Source organism: uncultured Azonexus sp. (genome assembly GCF_937982035.1).
Lineage (GTDB): Bacteria > Pseudomonadota > Gammaproteobacteria > Burkholderiales > Rhodocyclaceae > Azonexus.
Map to the genome: position 1 here is coordinate 1 of NZ_CALJNI010000017.1, position 15,800 is coordinate 15,800.

A 15,800-nucleotide genomic window follows, 5' to 3' on the forward strand; every position below is an offset into this window, starting at 1 on the left:
CAGCCAACGACCTCCGGCCCGGACCGTGCGGGCGTGGGGGTGTGAGGGCGCGGCGCATCAATGCCCGGCGCTGTCGGACCACAGGTTGAGCACCAGCACGCCCGCGATGATCAGGCCCATGCCCAGCAGGCCGGGCCCGTCGATGCGCTGGCCATAGACCACCCACGCCACCAGCGTGATGAGCACGATGCCCAGCCCCGACCAAACCGCGTACGCCACGCCAACGGGGATATGCCGCAGCGCCAGCGACAGGCAATAGAACGCCACGCCATAGCCCACGACGACGACCACCGATGGCTGCAGGCGCGTGAAGCCGTCGCTGGCCTTGAGCGCGGAGGTGCCAATGACCTCCGCGACGATGGCCAGACCGAGCAATAGCCAGGGGTTCATGTCGAGCGCTCGAATCGGTTCGTACGGGCGCATGGGTCGCCCGGGGATGCAGGAGGCGCCATTTTAACCCCGCGACGGCGGGGTCGCGGGCCACCGCGTGCTTCCGTGATCGGACGCGGGGAGACGCCCCTTGCGGGGCGTGCGGGTGTCAGGCGGTGCGGTCAGGGGGGGCTGACCGTCGCATCCGTCGTCGCTGGCGCGCCTTGCGTGCCCTTCTCCGGCCCGTCGTCCAGCCACTGCTGGCGGACGGCCCACGCGTCGTCGATGCGCGCCAGCAGCGCCTGCACCGCGTCCGGCCAGAAATGCCGCCCGCTTTCCGCACGCAACAGGTCCAGCGCCCGCTCGAGCGGCCACGCGGGTTTGTAGGGGCGCTGGCTGGTCAGCGCGTCGAACACGTCGGCCACGGCGACGATGCGCGCCTCGACGCTGATCGCTTCGCCCGCCAGCCCGTGCGGGTAGCCGCTGCCGTCCCATTTTTCGTGATGCCCGCCGGCGATTTCGCGGGCCGCTTCGAGAAAGTCCAGCGAATAGCGCTCTTCCTCGGCCGGTTGATTCTGCCGGCGATCGGCGAGTACGCGGGCGATGGCTTCGTCGAGGGCGTCGGCGCCGATGCGGGCGTGCGTCTTCATGATCTCGAACTCTTCCGGCGTCAGGCGGCCCGGCTTGAGCAGGATGGCGTCGGGAATGCCGACCTTGCCGATGTCGTGCAGCGGGGCGGCCTTGGCAATCAGCCGCTGGCGCAGCGGCGTCAGTTGTTCGGCGAATTCGGGACGTTGCGCCAGGTCGGTCATCAGTACCTCGATGTAACCGCGCGTGCGCAGCAGGTGGTTGCCGGTCTCGTTGTCGCGTTTTTCGGCCAGCGTGGCCAGCGCGTGCATGCCGACATCCTTGATCAGCTCGACTTCGCGGGTGCGCTTGGCGACACGGGCTTCGAGGATTTCGTTCTGGCGGGCGAGGTGGTCGCGGGCGGCCTGCAGTTCGAGGCGGGTGCGGATGCGGGCGAGCAGGATGGCCGGGCGGATCGGCTTGGTCACGTAGTCGACGGCACCCATCTGCAAACCGATGGCCTCGTCGTTGTCGGCGTCCATGGCGGTGACGAAGATGACCGGGATGTCGCGGGTGGCGGGGTCTTCGCGCAGGCGGCGCAGGGTCTCGTACCCGTCCATGCCGGGCATCATGATGTCGAGCAGGATCAGTTCCGGGCGCGGGTCGCTGTTGGCGACATGCAGGGCGCGCTCACCGGAGTTGGCAACCCGGACACGGTATTCGCTGCCCAGTATGCCGCCGACGACGGCCAGGTTGTCCGGGGTGTCGTCCACGACCAGGATGGTGGGGCGGGATTCGTTTGCCATATGAATTTGCTCCGATTGTTATTTTTATTAATTCTTGGTTATTAATAAATTTTTGGCTAGTTTGCACTTATGCCCCTGGTTTGTCCAACGCTGTTCGCTGTCACAAATCCGACATGTCACACTGGGACAAAAAGGCGATTGACGGTATACGGTCGATTGCGGATGGGCCTGGATTTTGCATTGATCGGTGTCGACCCAACTCAAGAGAAAAACCATGACCCCCGAACTGCGTGAAAAATTGCTGGCCGGCCTGCGCGACGGCAGTATCGTTCCCTACCTCGGACCGGGTGTGCTTGCCGATGTCAGGGATGCCGCCACCGGTGCGCCAATCCCCGCCGACAGCGATTCCCTGATCATTGCCATGAACGGCGGCAAGCCGATGGCGCCCAAGCTGATGTACGAATTCCCCCGGGCGGCGATGAATGTCGAACTCAAGCGCGGACGCAGCGCCGTCACCCGCTTCCTGAACAAGACCTACGGCGACACCCAATGGACGCGGGCGGCCGTGCATGACTGGCTGAAGACGATTGCGCCGGCCTACGTCATCGACATCAATCGCGACACCCAGTTGCAGGCCTCCTACGCCGACGTGCCGCATACGCTGATCGTCGGCATCGCCCGGATCGCCGGGACGGCCTTCCGCTACAAGATCTTTTCCTGGGACGGCAGCAGCTACCGGCGGGTCGAGCACATCGCGCCGGGGCAGCCCATCCTGTTCAAGCCCATGGGCACGCCCTTGCCGGAAGGCGACTACATCGCCTCGGATGCCGACTACGTCGATTTCATCACCGAGCTGATGGGCGGTTTCTCGATTCCGCCCGAGGTCAAGGAACTGCGCAAGGGCAAGCAGTACCTGCTGATGGGCATGCGTCTGAACCGCGACACCGAACGCATGGTCATGGCCGACATGATCTACTCCGCCGCCCAGCCGGCCGGCTGGGTGTTCATCACTGAACCGACGGCCAAGGAGCAGCGCTATTGCAAGAAGATCGGTCTCGAAATCATCGACGGCGACATCTTCGAGTTCATCGGCGCGGCGGTGCCGGCCTGAATCAGGTTTGCGTCAGCCGGCAGTCGATTTCCCGCAGCGCTTCGGGGAATTCTGCCGGCGGCAGCGGACGGGCCAGAAGATAGCCCTGGGCGTGGTGGCAGCCCATGCGGGCCAGCATGCCCAGTTGTTCCGTGGTTTCCACGCCCTCGGCAACGACCTTGAGTCCCAGGCTGCGCGCCATGGCGACAATGGCCTCGACCAGTGAGCATTCACTGTTGCCGGGCTGCATGTCCTGGACGAAGGAGCGGTCGATCTTCAGCGTATCGAGCGGGAAGCGCTTCAGATAGGAGAGCGACGAATAGCCGGTGCCGAAATCGTCGAGGTACACGCGCAGCCCGAGTTGCTTGATCGCCTGCAGCCAGGCCTGGGCTTCGCCGATGTTGTTGAGCAGGACACCCTCGGTGATTTCCAGAACCAGGCTGTCCGGTGACACGCCGTGGCGCTGCATGGCCTCGGCAATGGCGGCCGGCGGCAGACCGCCGGGAATCTGGCGGCCGGAGACATTGACCGACAGGTAGCAGGAAATGCCCGCCGCCCGCCATCCGGCCAACTGCCGGCAGGCGGTTTCGATGACCCACAGGCCGATTTCGTTGATCAGGCCGGTCTGCTCGGCAATCGGGATGAAACGGTCGGGCGGCACCAGGCCGCGCTCCGGGTGGCGCCAGCGGATCAAGCCCTCGGCACCGGTGACGCGACGACTGGACAGGTCGGCGATGGGCTGGCAGTACAGCTCGAACTGTCCCCTGTCCACCGCCTGGCGCAGGTCGTTTTCCAGGTGTCGCCGCTGTTCGGCGGCTTCGGCCAGGTTCGGCGCGAAAAAAGCCGACTGGTTGCCGCCGGCATTCTTGGCCTTGTCGCAGGCCAGTTCGGCATTGCGCAGGAGACTGGGGGCGTCGGTCGCATCGTGCGGGAACAGGGTGATGCCGATGCTGGCGGTCAGCTGGATCGGCGAACCTTCCAGCAGATAGGGCTGGCGCAGGCTGAGCATGAGTCGATCGACGACCTTGCCGATGGTTTCGTCGTTGCTGAGGTTCTGCAGGACGATGGCAAAGATGTCGCCGGACAGCCGGGCCAGCGTGTCGTTGCCCTTGACCTGGGCGCCCAGCCGGGCGGCGACCATGCGCAGGATGGCATCGCCGGCCGGAACGCCGATGCCCTCGGTGATCTGGCGGAAATTGTCGAGATCGACATGCAGCAGCGTGAAACTGGGGTTGGTCTGCTGGTGATGCTGGCGAATCCGCGCGCCCAGCAGATGTTCGAGGCTGGCACGGTTGGCCAGGCCGGTCAGCGGGTCGGTCATTGCCTGTCGTTTGGCTTCGGCCTCGGCTTCCTTGAGCGCCGAAACATCGTGGGCGACCCCCTGGAGGAGATCGCCGCCGACCGGGGTGAGCATGATGTTGAGCCAGAAATGCGTGCGGTCCGGCCGTTGCAGCATGAGATCGCGCTTGGCGGATTCGCCGGTAACGAAAACCTTTTCGATCAGCATGGCGATGGCCGTCGGTTCGGACCAGGGCAGATCGAGCAGGATCAGTTCGCCTGCGAATTCATCGGCGCGGGCTATTCCCAGCAGGCGCGCCAGCGCCGGGTTCCAGGAGGCGACGCGGCCATTGCGTCCGATCAGGAAGATGCCGCTCTCGGCATTGTCGAAAATGGCGTGATACTTCTGTTCGTCGAGCTCCTGCTGCAAACGCAGGGCATGTTCCTCGTCGAGGGTGCGGACCAGGTCTGCGGCCAGCGCATTGACATCGGTCACCAGCCGTCCGATTTCCGTCTTGGCGTGGCCGGGCGGAATTTTCAACCGGTCGCCGGCGGTCGGATTCATCCGGTGCAGTTCGCGGGAAATGGTACTGATCGGGTGAATCACGAAAGCCAGCAGGGTGACCACCATGACCCCCGAGATCAGGGCCAGTTGCCAGACCAGTTGCCAGGTCCGGTCGATAATTTCGTCCCGGATGTGGTGTTCGATGACGTCCGGGGCGGGCGTCAGGCGGATCTCGCCGATGATTTCGCCGTCGACGAAGGGTGAGTGGATGGCGCGGACCATGTCCCCGGCCTGCCTTTCCCCGGACATCAGCAGACCCTGGCGCACCAGGTCAACCAGCAGGTTGCCGTTCTCGCTGATGGTCACGCGCAGGACCACCGGATTGCTGAGCAGCCCCTCGGCGACCTCGCGGGCCAGCTCCCGGTCCTTGACGAAGCCGGCAACCTGCAGCGTGCGTTGCACCGTATCGAGCAACTGCTCGACGCGTTCCCGGGACGCCGCTTCGGCCTGGGCGCGTGCCGACTGCATGGTGTAGGCCACGGTCAACACCCCGACCAGGCAGAAGGCCAGGATGGTCACGAGGATGGAGCGGAGCAGGATGCCGTCGCGGAAGAAGACGGTTTTCATCGGCGTGGCGACGTTACCCGGCTGGCAGGCAGTCCGGTCACCAGTAGAAGGAGCAAGGCGCAGCGTTTCATGAAAGGCCGGTTTGCTGTCCGATGTGTATTGAAGGCGATTATGCACTTTGTCTTGCGGATTTGTCGCCAGGAACTTCCGCGAATGCCGACATCGGCATTGTCCGGAATCCGACATTCGCCGTCGCGCATCGTGCCGATTCCGCGTGGTTGCTGGATTCCGGCGAAGGCAAGGAAATTGCTAACTACCTGCTGCCAACAATATTTCAACTCAGGGAAGGAAAAAGCAAAATGCTGATGGATCGCTACGAATCGCTGTTCTTCAACGCCAATTTCAAGGAAGCCGCCAGCGAAGCCGGCTGGGTCGCCTACCGCGGCGAACTGGTCTTGAAGGAAGGCGAAATTGCCGACGCCCAGGGCCGCCGCAAGCCGCCGGTCGAAGTCATGAAGCAGGCCATCGTCCTCACGGCCGGCGACGAACTCAAGCTGCTGGCCGGTTCCATCGATGAACTGCAGTTCTTCCCGGCGCTGCTGGACAAGTACGGTGCCGACATCAAGCCGGGCAGTCTGGTCGTGCTGTACACCGTTAACATCGACAATCCCTTCATCGCCAACGTCAACGGCGCCTCGGTCGTCTGCATTCCCATGGTCCAGGGCATGGTGTGGAACGAGATGTGCGAAGTCCTCGGCCTGGAAAAGGGCGATTTCAAGGGCATGAGTGCTGCCGACAAGGTGGTGAAGGTGTACGAGGAACTCAAGAGCCACGTCTTCAAGTACCCGGCCGCGACGATCGAGGAAGCGGTGGGCAAGACCAATGCCAACAAGCGCGAAAACCACGGCGCCGTCTGATGCCCTGGGATGAGCGTCTGGCGCTCGGGGTGGCGGATATGGACGCCACCCACCGGGAATTCATCACCCTGGTCGAAACCTTGCAGCTAGCCTCGGATGACGAATTCCCGGCCGTGTTTTCGCAACTGGTCGAACACACCCGCGCGCATTTCGAGCACGAAGGCAGGCTGATGAAAGCCTGCCGTTTTCCCGCCATCGGCGAGCACAACAGCGAGCATTTGCGCGTGCTTGGCGAACTGGCGCATTTCGGCCGCAGCGTTGCCGTCGGCCGTCTGAAATCGGCCCGCGATTACGCGCGCGGCCTGCCCGCCTGGTTCGCCACCCATCTGGCAACCATGGATGCCGCGCTGGCGGCGCGCTTGAAAGCGTCGGGTATGGCCTGAAACTCAGGTCTGCGGGCAGAGTGTTGCCTGCGCATTCGCTTCCCGCCGTTGCACCACCTTCAGCACCAGCAACAATACGCTGCCGACCAGCATCACCCCGGCCGCCAGGTAGAGGCCGACCGCGTAGTCGCCGGCACGGCTGGCGGCCAGCCAGCCGGTGATGGCCGGCGCCAGGATCTGGGCGACGCCGTAGGAAACGGTCATCTTGCCCATCATCTTGGCCGGGCGGGTCGGGTAGTAGCGGCCGGCCATGGTCAGCACCAGGCTGACCATGCCGATGAAGGTGCCGCCGAACAGCATCGCTCCGGCCAGCGCCGCCGGCAGGCCGCCGGCCAGCGGCAGCAGGATGCCGGCGATCTGCAGCACGGCGGCGGCGATCAGTGCGTTGAGATCGCCGATGCGCCGCGCGATCAGGTCCCAGACGATGCAGGCCGGTGCCGCGCCGACGCCGAGCGCGAGGAAGACCAGCGTGCCCTGGCCGGCCATGCCGGGCAGGCGGTCGACGATGGCGACGATGAAGGTGGCGCTGACCACGTAGCCGACCCCGGCGCAGAAGTAGGCGGCCATGAACAGGCGCATGAACAGCGGCGACGGCGGGTTGTCTTCGAGCTTCTCGCCGCTGCGGGTCAGGCCACTGGTGTCCGGTGCCGGCAGCCAGCGCAGTGCCGGGATGGCGAGCAGACAGCCGAGGGCGGTCAGCGCGAACCACTGCTCGCGCCAGTCCAGCCAGTGCTGCATCAGCGCGACGGCAGCGGCACAGCCGGCAATGCCGAGCCCGATGCCGGCGAAGTGGATGCCCAGTTCGCTGCGATGCTGGTGGCGGATCAGCCAGTTGAGGATCAGCCCGGTGCCGAACAGCATCGCCGCCGCGCTGCTCAGGCCGGCGACGAAGCGGGAAATCGCCCACACTGTTGGATCGGTGCTCAGCCCCATCATCGCCGTACTGGCAATGGCCAGGATCATGCCGATCCGGTACAGCTTGTCCTTGAGCACCAGGTCGCTGACCAGCGAGGCGAGCAGGGCGCCGCACAGGTAGCCGCCGTAATTGATTGCCGCCAGCCAGCCGGCGTCGGCGATGCCCAGGCCGGCCTGCTGCTGCATCAGCGGCAGCAGCGGCGTGTAGGCGAAGCGGGCGACGCCCATCGCCAGCAGTAGGCTGAAAATCCCCGCGCCCAGTACCTTGAGCCGTTCTCGTTGTTCGTTCATTTTTTGTCTCCTGTTGGTGCGACAACGATAAACGGGCTAAGCTATCTCAACAATTGATTTATCAAGAACGAATCGTTCGTTATTGGAGATGGTTATGGAACTGGTCGCGCTCAGAACCTTTCAGGCGGTGGTCGAAGAAGGCGGCATCCTGGCTGCGTCGCGCAAGCTGAACACGGTGCAATCGAACGTCACCACGCGCATCCGCCGGCTGGAGGAAGAGTTGGGGGCCGAACTGTTCTTCCGCAAGGGACGCGGGCTGGAGCTGGCACCGCCGGGGCGCGTGCTGCTCGACTACACACGGCGCATGCTGATGCTGGAGCGGCAGACGACGGCGGCGGTGCGCCAGGTCGGCGAGAGCACCGGCGAGTTGCGCATCGGCGCCATGGAAACCTTCGCCGCCCTGCACCTGCCGCGTGCGCTGAAGGCGGTGCGGGCCAGCCATCCGGGCATGGAACTGCGGGTGTTTACCGACACCAGTGCGGCGCTGGCCGACAAGGTCCGCCAGCACAAGCTCGACTGTGCCTTCATCGCCGGGCCGGTGGTCGATCCCGACCTGCAGTTCGAGGAACTGGTGGTCGAGGAACTGGTGCAGGTCCATGCCGCCGGCAGCGATCCGCTGCAGCAACCCCTGATCCTGTTCCGTGAGGGCTGTGCCTACCGGGCCCGGGCGCTGGCCTGGCAGCGCAGCCAGGGGCACACGCTGACCGATGCGATGGAATTCGGCACGCTCGAAGGCATCCTCGGCTGCGTTTCGGTCGGCCTCGGGTGGACGCTGATGCCGCGCCGGGTGGTCGAGCAGTCGTTGCATGCCGAGGATCTGGTGGTCGAAACGGTGCCGCCGGAAATCGCCCGGGTGCCGACCGGCATGATCAGCTTGCGCGAAGCGCCGCCGCTGGCTGCGCTGAAAACCCTGGCCGCGGCGCTGCTGGCCACCTGAAAAGGCGAAAGCCTCGCACCGGGGGGAGTACGAGGCTTTCTGGACGGTCTTGGGTCGAGGGGGAGGAGGCCTGACCGTCAGGGCTGATGTCTGTTCAGCTCATGGATCACAGCATAAGGGGGCGCCGGCTCGCCCTCAAGTAACGGTTTGCAACAGTCGGTATCCGCCTGTGCGGGTGAGCTTGGCAGGCATTCGCTCAGGGTGGCGAGCGGGTCGTTCAGCTGCACCGGTTCGCTGGTGTGCGGCGGGGTCGGCGCCACCGGCTGCAGCGGCGGCAGGCCGATGGCGGCGCGCAGGCGCTGGCAATCCGGGTTGGGGCTGCCGTCGTCGAGCCAGGTCGGGAATTCGCGGCAGGGGGTCGGCCGGTTGGCATAGATGCCGCAGGCAATGCCCGGCTGGCCGACCGTGCCCTGCAGCGCGATGCAGCGGGCGCCGCCGGCTTCGGTGCCTTTCATGCAGGCCATCACCGGGTTGAGCCGGGTCACCAGTTCGGCCGGGACAAAGCCGCCGCTACCGCCGGCAACCTCGCCGCAATAGAAGGAAATGCGAAAATGCTGGCAACAGGCCCCGCAGGAAAAGCAGGGATTATCCGGGGTATCCGGCATGTCGAGAAAAACGCGGTTGTCTTCCTGTTTCAGGCGAATCTGGATGTCGTTGTCCATGGCGTGACCCGTGTGAGCGGCGCGCGAATTTACCCAATCCGCCGAAAAAAGTCATCCACGCCCGGAGAGGCTTGTCAGACAGCCTTTTCCGCCAGCGCCATCAGCGCTTCGGCCTGCTTTTCGCAACGGACGCGGGTCAGTTCGTCGAGGCCGCGCAACCAGCGTCGGGGGATGCCGTCGAGTCCGTAGCGGGCACCGGCCAGCATGCCGGCGATGGCGCCGGTGGTGTCGGCATCGCCGCCTCGGTTGACGATGTCGATCAGGCAGTCCTCGAAGCATTCGGTGGCGAACAGTGACTGGAACACCGCCTGCATGGTGTCGACCACGTAGCCGCTGGGATTCTCGCTGTGCTTGCGATCCCAGGCGAAGACCGGGAAGGCCTGGACCAGGCCGCCGGCGCGTTCGCGTTCGACGTCGATGACATCGCGGCCGCCGAGGAAATCCTGGACCATGAAGATCAGGGTTTCGCAGGCCGCGTCGGACAGCGGGTTGTGGTGCGTGACATGGGCCTGTGCCCGGCTGGCGGCGCGGACTTCGGGCGCGGGCTTACCGTAGCAGGCCAGGGCGACCGGCAGCACACGCATCGCCGCGCCGTTGCCGGCGTCGTGCTCGGACTGCGGGGCTTCAGGATTGCGGCTGCTGCGGAAGCTGACCAGGTTGCGGCGCACGGTATTGCCGATGTCCACCGGCTTGGCGCGCATCCAGGCGTCGAAGGCGTCGGCGGCGGCCAGCGCATCGACGCGGCCGGCAGCGAGAATCGACTCGCCGAGCGCCAGCGCCATGGTCGTGTCGTCGGTGACCTGGCCGGCCTTGAGGCGCAGCCAGCCGCCGCCGACGATGTTTTCGTGTACGCCGTGATGGGCGCGGATTTCCTTGGGCGTCATGAATTCGACCGTGGCACCGAGGGCGTCGCCGATGGCCAGGCCGACATAGGCGGCGACGGCACGCTCGACCAGCGGCGGGCGTTCGGCGGTGACGCGGCGGCGAACCGGCGCGTTGCGGGCGATCAGTTCTCCGGTCCAAAACATTTGGCGTAATCCTTGCAAACCCCGCACGAGGGGGCGGGGCAGACGTAAATACCTTCCTGGGCGCAGAACTGGCGGTAGAGGAATTTCTTCCACTTCATGTCGCCGCTGTTGGCCAGGGCCAGGCTGGGGAAGTTGATGCGCATCAATTGCGTCAGTTCGTCGCGGTTGATCAGGCCAAGGTCCTGCCACAGGTGGTCGCGACCGGCGCAGGCGGTGGCGACGATGTTGGCGAGCAGGGGTGCCGATTCACGCTGGCGGTCGCGGTGATCGAGCAGCAGTTGCTGCAGGTCCGCCCATTCCGGGATGCTGTCCACATGGCGCGGCAGGCCGGCATGGTCGAAACCGGCAAAGTAGCTGGCCAGCAGGCCGCCGAAGACGGCTTCGCCGAGGCCGAGATCGGCCGGCAGGCAACCGTCGCCAACGGCCTGGCCGGCCAGCATGCTGGCCAGCAACGCCCGGTTCGGATCGCCGGCCACCGCAGCGGCGGCAGGTGCCGCCAGCAGCGCATCGAACAGCATGCGCCGGTAGTTCAGACGATCCGGGGCGTTCATGGTCACTTGCTCGGGTATTCGATGAGCAGATCCTCATCGCGCAGGACCATCTGGCAGGCCAGGCGCCACTGGGTCGGGCACAGGTCGTCGACCAGCATCTTGTCGACTTCGGCCTGGGTGATCTTGCCCAGTTCCTTGAGCACGCGGATTTCGTGATCGGTCAGCGGTGCGCCCATCGGGCTGCGCTTGGCGTCGACCGACGAGACCTTGACCAGGCAGGTGCCGCAGTCGCCATTCTCGCAGCCGAAATCGATCGGGATGTGGTGTTCCTTGGCCAGCGTGAGGACGGTCTGGCGATTGCTGCCGGCGACGGCGTAAACCGTCTTGTCCTTGTGCAGCGGGCTGGTAAAAGTGATGAGAGCCATTTGTTCTTTCTCCGGTAAGCGGGTTTTCGAGGTTTCTCTGTTGTTGTCGGGATGCAGCGGTTGTGGGTCTTATGCGGGTTTGACGACGATTTCGCCGCCAAGAATCTGGGCCTGGCAGGCCAGGCGGTGGCCGCGCGGGGCCATGTTGTCCTTGAGCACCTGGTCTTCGAGCACGCTCGGCGGGGCGAGGTTTTCGCCGCCTTCGATCACCTTGGTCAGGCAGGTGCAGCATTCGCCTTCGCGGCAGCCGTAGGTGATGCCGGCACCGACCTTCTCCGAGACTTCGATCAGCCGGGTGCCGGCGGGAACGGTCACGGCGACGCCGATATCCTGGAAGGTGACTTTTGCTTTGGGCATTGTTTTTTCTCCTGTTTCAGGCCAGTTCGGCCATGTCGATGACGCGCGTTTCGAGGCGGCCGGTCAGGTGGCGCGCCAGTTGTTCGCCGAGGTCGCGGCAGGCGTCGAGTTCGCCGGCATCGGGGACGAGCTTGATGCGCAGGCCTTCGACCGGCACCCGCAGCTTGAGTCCGCGCAGGCGATCCTCGATCAGCCGCACCGCTTCGCCGCTCCAGCCGTAGGAGCCGAAGGCGGCGCCGAGCTTGCCCTTGACGTTGACCGTGGTCAGCGACGAGAGCACGTCCCACACCGGCTTGACCGCGTCGGCGTTGATCGTCGGGCTGCCGAAGGCGAGGCCGTCGGCTTCCTCGATCAGGTCGGTGAAGATGCCGTCTTCGCCGCCTTCGAGGTCGTACAGCGAGACGCGCACGCCTTCAATGCGCTCGGCGCCGGCGGCCAGGGCTTCGGCCATGCGCCGGGTGTTGCCGTAGGCCGAGATGTAGAAGACGACCAGCGTCTTTTCACTTTTTGCTTCGTTGAACAGCCGCGGTGTCGCCAGTTCGCGGTAGCGGTGCAGGTAATCACGCGGCTGATGGCGCAGGATGGGGCCGTGCGCCGGGCAGAGGGTGCTCAGTTCGAGCGGCTCGATCAACGCCACCGCGTCGAGCACGTGCTCGCGGAAGGGGCGCATGATGTGCGCGTAGTAGTACTCGAAGGAAAAACGGAAATCGCCGACCCGGTCGTTGAACAGCCGGGCGTCGCAGAAATGGCAGCCGAAGATGTCGCCGGAGAACAGGATGCCGTCCTCGACCAGGTAGGTGCATTGGGTATCCGGCCAGTGCAGGTAGGGCGTGTGCAGGAAACGCAGGGTGCGCCCGCCGAGGTCGACTTCGTCGTCGGTGGTGACCGGAATGTATTCGGGCGGCTTTTCGCCGGTCGGCTTGAGCAGCGCCTTCAGCATCATCTGCGCGCGGCTGGACAGGTACACCTTGGCCTGCGGCGCGCGCTTGAGCAGCTCGGGCAGGGCGCCGCTGTGATCCGGTTCGAGGTGGTTGAGGACGATGGTGGTGATTTCGTCGTAACGGGCCACCGATTCGAGCCGGGTGAAGAAGGTGTCGGCGAAGCTTTCCTTGACCGTGTCGATGACCGCCACGCCCGTTTCGCCGCGCACGACATAGCTGTTGTAGCTGGTGCCGTTGGCGGTTTTCAGGATGATGTCGAAGGAACGCAGGTGCGGGTCGAGGGCGCCCACCCAGTGGACGCCCGGGGCAATCTCGACGGCGCCGTCAGTGAGTCCCGCAACCGGCATGTTCTTCCTCGTCGTGCGCATGGCTGCCACAGCTGCCATGGCCCTCCGGCCCGTGCACGCAGGCTTCGATATTGCCTGCCGGCAGCTCGACGCCGTTGAGTCCGACCCAGGCGTCAACTGCGGCCGGATCGAAACCGACCATGCGTTCGTCGCCGACTTCCATCAGCGGGCGGCGGATCAGCAGCGGGTTCTCCAGCAGCAACTGCAGCGCGTGCTCGAAGCTGATGTTCTCGGGCACGATCTCGCCGCTCTTGATCGCCGGTGCGGCCGGGTTGAACCAGCGCGCGACCGGCAGCTTGCCGATGAACTGGAGCAGGCGGTCGGCCGTCCAGGCTTCGCTTTTCAGGCTTTTCGCCTGGACGGTGTGACCGGCGGCGGCAAGCAGCGTCTTCTGGCGCAGATTGCCTTTACAGCCGGGTTTTTCGTAGAAAGTGATGACCGCCATCAGGCTGCCTCCCGCCACAAGCCGAATTCCTTCAGCTTTTCGATTGGAATGCCGGTCAGTGATCCCGGCGGATTGAGGAATTCCCCGAGTTCATTGACGATCGCCATTTCGATCGGGCAGATCGCCGCGCATTGCGGGTCGGCGTGGTCGCCCAGGCATTCGGTGCATTTGTCCGCGCTGATCAGGAAATGCGGCGCTTCGTCGCGGTCCGGCTGGTAGATGGCGTCGTTCGGACAGACATCGACGCAAGCCCAGCAATTGACGCAGGATTCGGTTATCTGCAGTGCCATTTACGCCACCTTCAGAGAATCGGCTTGCGGCAGCAATTTGCCGGTCGCCGCAATTTCCTTGTACACCGCCATCACCGCTTCCTCGATCGGCTCCATCGCGTGTTCGCCGTTCGGCGCAATGCCGGCGGCTTCCAGCTTGGCCCAGGGCTCGTAACCGACCTTGGAACAGAGCACGACCTCGCAGCCTTCGAGGATGCGGATGTTGCGGTCAAGCAGCGATTCGCTGGCGCCCGCCTCGACCACGTCGCCGTCGCCGCAGGCATCCATGCCGCCGCAGTAGAGCTCGGTCTTGCGGTGGCTGATGAAACGCACGCCTTCCGGCGAAGCCTCGTAGATCAGGAACTCGCGGGCGTGGCCGAAGTGCTCGGCAACCAGGCCGTTCTTGCCGGCCACCGCCATCAGCACCGGGCGCGAACCTTCCGGAATGTCGGTCGGCTTTGGCTTGGCGACGCCGCGTTCGGCTTCCAGTTTCTCGATGATCGCGTCATGCACTGCCTTGCGGCGGACCATGGCGGCTTCGTAATCGACCTCCATGACGTCGATCTTGTCCATGGTGAACTCGTCGCCGCGATCCTCGCCCAGCAGGCCGACCGCGTCGGCGCGGCACTGGCGGCAGTGGCGCATCATCGCCATGTCGCCGGCACAGGCGTCCTGCAGCTCCTGCAGCATTTCCTGGGTCGGTTCCGGCTGGCCCATGATGCCGTAGTAGGTGCCGTGCTCGGCCTCGGCGATCAGCGGCATGACGTTGTGCAGGAAGGCACCCTTGGCCTTGACCACCTTGGAGACTTCCTTGAGGTGCTGGTCATTGATGCCGGGAATCAGCACCGAATTGACCTTCACCAGGATGCCGCGGTCAGTCAGCATCTGCAGACCCTTTTGCTGCTGCTCGATCAGGATGCGCGCGCCTTCGATGCCGAAGATGCGCTTGTTCTCCCAATAGATCCACGGGTAGATCTTGGCGCCAACTTCGGGGTCGACACAGTTGATGGTGATCGTCACGTGGTCGATGTTGTGTTTGGCGATTTCGTCGACGTGCTCGGGCAGGGACAGACCGTTGGTCGACACGCACAGCTTGATGTCCGGGGCCTTCTCGGAGAGCTGGCGGAAAGTGTCGAAAGTGCGGCCCGGGTTGGCCAGGGGGTCCCCGGGGCCGGCGATGCCGAGCACCGTCATCTGCGGAATCTCGGCGGCCACGGCGAGCACCTTCTTGATCGCCTGATCCGGCGTCAGCAGCTCGGAGACGACGCCCGGGCGCGATTCGTTCGAGCAGTCGTACTTGCGGTTGCAGTAGTTGCACTGGATGTTGCAGGCCGGCGCCACGGCGACGTGCATGCGGGCGAAATAGTGGTGCGCCTGTTCCGAATAACAGGGATGATCCTGTACCTTGGCGCGGATGTGATCCGGTAGATGGGCCAGCCCGTCCGGCGCCGTGCCGCAACCGCTGGAAGAACAGCCGCCGCCTTCGGCGGCTGGTGCGTTGTTGCTGATGACTGGAAGTTCCACGATGAGGGCTCCAAGAAAACTGTTCGGAGCCTCTTCAGCAATCGCTGTGCCAGTGAGTTATTTCTCAATAAATCAATGGCTTGCGGTGTTCGTGTTTTTGCCCTGTCAGGCCGGATGTCGCAAACCGGACATCGCCGGCCACAAACCCTCGCCGCCGGTAGCGAGATGGCATAGATAGACGCGCAGATCGAATTCCAACTGGTGGTAATCCGGCTCGATGCGTCGGCACAACTGGTAGAAGGCCTTGTCGTGCTCGCTTTCCTTGAGGTGGGCCAGTTCGTGGGCGACGATCATGCGCAGGAATTCCGGCGGCGCCTCGCGGAACACGGCGGCGATCCGGATTTCATGCTTGGTCTTCAACTTGCCGCCTTGCACCCGTGCCACACGGGTGTGCGTGCCCAGCGCCCGGCCGACCGACTGCAGCTTGCCGTCGAAAACGATCTTGCTCGGCTGCGGCGCATTGCGCAGGAACTCGCCACGCAAATCCTGCACGTAATCGTACAAGGCCCGGTCGGTGCGTACCGCGTGCGCCTCCGGATACTTCTTGCGCAAAGCCTCGCCCAGACGCCCCTGCTCAAGCAGGCGGGCGACCGGTTCGGTCAGGTTGGGCGGATAGCCGGCGAGGTAGGCGGTGGGCACGAATGGAGGCGGTCAGCGCTGAGGGCGCGATTGTCCCGGGAATTGACCGGTTTGGGTAGCACCCTCGGTTCCCAGTGGGAGAGATTCTGTATGGCGATGCCGGCAAT

At 64.8% G+C, this 15,800-nt stretch carries 18 protein-coding genes; 4 read left to right on the forward strand and 14 right to left on the reverse strand.

The window, feature by feature from the left end; all coding sequences use genetic code 11:
• Nucleotides 1-57: 57 nt before the first annotated feature.
• Both Q0799_RS12035 and Q0799_RS12040 read right to left on the reverse strand, forming a co-directional pair.
• Nucleotides 58-390: an SMR family transporter gene (locus Q0799_RS12035; protein WP_043699625.1), complete on the reverse strand. Its 333-nt coding sequence runs from the start codon at nucleotides 388-390 to the stop codon at nucleotides 58-60.
• Nucleotides 391-551: 161 nt separating this feature from the next.
• Complete coding sequence (locus Q0799_RS12040; RefSeq protein WP_298398645.1) at nucleotides 552-1,742, reverse strand: HD domain-containing phosphohydrolase; 1,191 nt, start codon at nucleotides 1,740-1,742, stop codon at nucleotides 552-554.
• Nucleotides 1,743-1,956: 214 nt separating this feature from the next.
• Here Q0799_RS12040 and Q0799_RS12045 point away from each other — a divergent pair, with 214 nt between their 5' ends.
• On the forward strand, nucleotides 1,957-2,793 hold the full coding sequence (locus Q0799_RS12045) for an SIR2 family protein (protein WP_298398647.1): 837 nt from the start codon (nucleotides 1,957-1,959) through the stop codon (nucleotides 2,791-2,793).
• A 1-nt stretch (nucleotide 2,794) separates the two neighbouring features.
• Here Q0799_RS12045 and Q0799_RS12050 read toward each other — a convergent pair whose 3' ends face one another.
• Nucleotides 2,795-5,182 carry an EAL domain-containing protein gene (locus Q0799_RS12050; protein WP_298398649.1) on the reverse strand — a complete coding sequence of 796 codons (2,388 nt, stop codon included), beginning with the start codon at nucleotides 5,180-5,182 and terminating at the stop codon, nucleotides 2,795-2,797.
• A gap of 305 nt (nucleotides 5,183-5,487) precedes the next feature.
• Here Q0799_RS12050 and Q0799_RS12055 point away from each other — a divergent pair, with 305 nt between their 5' ends.
• Both Q0799_RS12055 and Q0799_RS12060 read left to right on the forward strand, forming a co-directional pair.
• Nucleotides 5,488-6,039, forward strand: a complete 552-nt coding sequence (locus Q0799_RS12055) for a hypothetical protein (RefSeq protein WP_298398651.1) — start codon at nucleotides 5,488-5,490, stop codon at nucleotides 6,037-6,039.
• The gene (locus tag Q0799_RS12060) at nucleotides 6,039-6,422 is read left to right on the forward strand and encodes a hemerythrin domain-containing protein (RefSeq protein ID WP_298398653.1); all 384 of its coding nucleotides are present in this window, start codon (nucleotides 6,039-6,041) and stop codon (nucleotides 6,420-6,422) included. The genes Q0799_RS12055 and Q0799_RS12060 overlap by 1 nt, the downstream gene beginning before the upstream one ends.
• A 3-nt stretch (nucleotides 6,423-6,425) precedes the next feature.
• Here Q0799_RS12060 and Q0799_RS12065 read toward each other — a convergent pair whose 3' ends face one another.
• Entirely contained in the window at nucleotides 6,426-7,628 is a 1,203-nt protein-coding gene (locus Q0799_RS12065; RefSeq protein ID WP_298398655.1) for a YbfB/YjiJ family MFS transporter, read from the reverse strand.
• A 94-nt stretch (nucleotides 7,629-7,722) separates the two neighbouring features.
• Here Q0799_RS12065 and Q0799_RS12070 point away from each other — a divergent pair, with 94 nt between their 5' ends.
• Complete coding sequence (locus Q0799_RS12070; protein ID WP_298398657.1) at nucleotides 7,723-8,565, forward strand: LysR substrate-binding domain-containing protein; 843 nt, start codon at nucleotides 7,723-7,725, stop codon at nucleotides 8,563-8,565.
• A gap of 77 nt (nucleotides 8,566-8,642) precedes the next feature.
• Here the strand turns inward: Q0799_RS12070 and Q0799_RS15200 are convergent, their stop codons facing one another.
• The 10 genes from Q0799_RS15200 to Q0799_RS12120 all read right to left on the reverse strand — a co-directional run bounded on the left by Q0799_RS15200 (nucleotide 8,643) and on the right by Q0799_RS12120 (nucleotide 15,693).
• Nucleotides 8,643-9,227 carry a YkgJ family cysteine cluster protein gene (locus Q0799_RS15200; protein WP_366940784.1) on the reverse strand — a complete coding sequence of 195 codons (585 nt, stop codon included), beginning with the start codon at nucleotides 9,225-9,227 and terminating at the stop codon, nucleotides 8,643-8,645.
• 74 nt (nucleotides 9,228-9,301) lie between these two features.
• Nucleotides 9,302-10,255 (reverse strand): ADP-ribosyl-[dinitrogen reductase] hydrolase, encoded by a 954-nt coding sequence (draG, locus tag Q0799_RS12080; RefSeq protein ID WP_298398659.1) that lies wholly within the window; start codon nucleotides 10,253-10,255, stop codon nucleotides 9,302-9,304.
• Nucleotides 10,234-10,806, reverse strand: a complete 573-nt coding sequence (locus Q0799_RS12085; protein WP_298398661.1) for a nitrogen fixation protein NifQ — start codon at nucleotides 10,804-10,806, stop codon at nucleotides 10,234-10,236. Before Q0799_RS12085 ends, draG begins: the two co-directional genes overlap by 22 nt.
• Nucleotides 10,807-10,808: 2 nt before the next feature.
• Nucleotides 10,809-11,171 (reverse strand): 2Fe-2S iron-sulfur cluster binding domain-containing protein, encoded by a 363-nt coding sequence (locus Q0799_RS12090; protein WP_028996157.1) that lies wholly within the window; start codon nucleotides 11,169-11,171, stop codon nucleotides 10,809-10,811.
• Nucleotides 11,172-11,240: 69 nt separating this feature from the next.
• Nucleotides 11,241-11,528 carry a 2Fe-2S iron-sulfur cluster-binding protein gene (locus tag Q0799_RS12095; RefSeq protein ID WP_281984746.1) on the reverse strand — a complete coding sequence of 96 codons (288 nt, stop codon included), beginning with the start codon at nucleotides 11,526-11,528 and terminating at the stop codon, nucleotides 11,241-11,243.
• A gap of 16 nt (nucleotides 11,529-11,544) precedes the next feature.
• Entirely contained in the window at nucleotides 11,545-12,855 is a 1,311-nt protein-coding gene (locus Q0799_RS12100) for an FprA family A-type flavoprotein (protein WP_298398665.1), read from the reverse strand.
• A complete protein-coding gene (locus tag Q0799_RS12105; protein WP_298398667.1) occupies nucleotides 12,794-13,261 on the reverse strand; it encodes an ArsC/Spx/MgsR family protein in 468 nt (155 codons plus the stop codon). Before Q0799_RS12105 ends, Q0799_RS12100 begins: the two co-directional genes overlap by 62 nt.
• Nucleotides 13,261-13,551: a 4Fe-4S binding protein gene (locus Q0799_RS12110; protein ID WP_298398669.1), complete on the reverse strand. Its 291-nt coding sequence runs from the start codon at nucleotides 13,549-13,551 to the stop codon at nucleotides 13,261-13,263. The genes Q0799_RS12105 and Q0799_RS12110 overlap by 1 nt, the downstream gene beginning before the upstream one ends.
• Nucleotides 13,552-15,054 (reverse strand): nitrogenase cofactor biosynthesis protein NifB, encoded by a 1,503-nt coding sequence (gene nifB / locus Q0799_RS12115; RefSeq protein ID WP_298398671.1) that lies wholly within the window; start codon nucleotides 15,052-15,054, stop codon nucleotides 13,552-13,554.
• Between the two features lie 105 nt (nucleotides 15,055-15,159).
• A complete protein-coding gene (locus tag Q0799_RS12120; protein ID WP_298398673.1) occupies nucleotides 15,160-15,693 on the reverse strand; it encodes a YgjP-like metallopeptidase domain-containing protein in 534 nt (177 codons plus the stop codon).
• Between the last annotated feature and the right edge of the window lie 107 nt (nucleotides 15,694-15,800).

What these genes read in the sequence shown, in the direction of transcription:
- Q0799_RS12095 (WP_281984746.1), bottom strand. Translation starts at nt 11,528, where the DNA reads ATGCCCAAAGCAAAAGTCACCTTCCAGGATATCGGCGTCGCCGTGACC.
- Q0799_RS12045 (WP_298398647.1), top strand. Translation starts at nt 1,957, where the DNA reads ATGACCCCCGAACTGCGTGAAAAATTGCTGGCCGGCCTGCGCGACGGC.
- Q0799_RS12070 (WP_298398657.1), top strand. Translation starts at nt 7,723, where the DNA reads ATGGAACTGGTCGCGCTCAGAACCTTTCAGGCGGTGGTCGAAGAAGGC.
- Q0799_RS12040 (WP_298398645.1), bottom strand. Translation starts at nt 1,742, where the DNA reads ATGGCAAACGAATCCCGCCCCACCATCCTGGTCGTGGACGACACCCCG.
- Q0799_RS12100 (WP_298398665.1), bottom strand. Translation starts at nt 12,855, where the DNA reads ATGGCAGCTGTGGCAGCCATGCGCACGACGAGGAAGAACATGCCGGTT.
- Q0799_RS12060 (WP_298398653.1), top strand. Translation starts at nt 6,039, where the DNA reads ATGCCCTGGGATGAGCGTCTGGCGCTCGGGGTGGCGGATATGGACGCC.
- Q0799_RS12110 (WP_298398669.1), bottom strand. Translation starts at nt 13,551, where the DNA reads ATGGCACTGCAGATAACCGAATCCTGCGTCAATTGCTGGGCTTGCGTC.
- Q0799_RS12105 (WP_298398667.1), bottom strand. Translation starts at nt 13,261, where the DNA reads ATGGCGGTCATCACTTTCTACGAAAAACCCGGCTGTAAAGGCAATCTG.
- Q0799_RS15200 (WP_366940784.1), bottom strand. Translation starts at nt 9,227, where the DNA reads ATGGACAACGACATCCAGATTCGCCTGAAACAGGAAGACAACCGCGTT.
- Q0799_RS12050 (WP_298398649.1), bottom strand. Translation starts at nt 5,182, where the DNA reads ATGAAAACCGTCTTCTTCCGCGACGGCATCCTGCTCCGCTCCATCCTC.
- Q0799_RS12090 (WP_028996157.1), bottom strand. Translation starts at nt 11,171, where the DNA reads ATGGCTCTCATCACTTTTACCAGCCCGCTGCACAAGGACAAGACGGTT.
- draG (WP_298398659.1), bottom strand. Translation starts at nt 10,255, where the DNA reads ATGTTTTGGACCGGAGAACTGATCGCCCGCAACGCGCCGGTTCGCCGC.
- Q0799_RS12035 (WP_043699625.1), bottom strand. Translation starts at nt 390, where the DNA reads ATGAACCCCTGGCTATTGCTCGGTCTGGCCATCGTCGCGGAGGTCATT.
- Q0799_RS12085 (WP_298398661.1), bottom strand. Translation starts at nt 10,806, where the DNA reads ATGAACGCCCCGGATCGTCTGAACTACCGGCGCATGCTGTTCGATGCG.
- Q0799_RS12065 (WP_298398655.1), bottom strand. Translation starts at nt 7,628, where the DNA reads ATGAACGAACAACGAGAACGGCTCAAGGTACTGGGCGCGGGGATTTTC.
- Q0799_RS12055 (WP_298398651.1), top strand. Translation starts at nt 5,488, where the DNA reads ATGGATCGCTACGAATCGCTGTTCTTCAACGCCAATTTCAAGGAAGCC.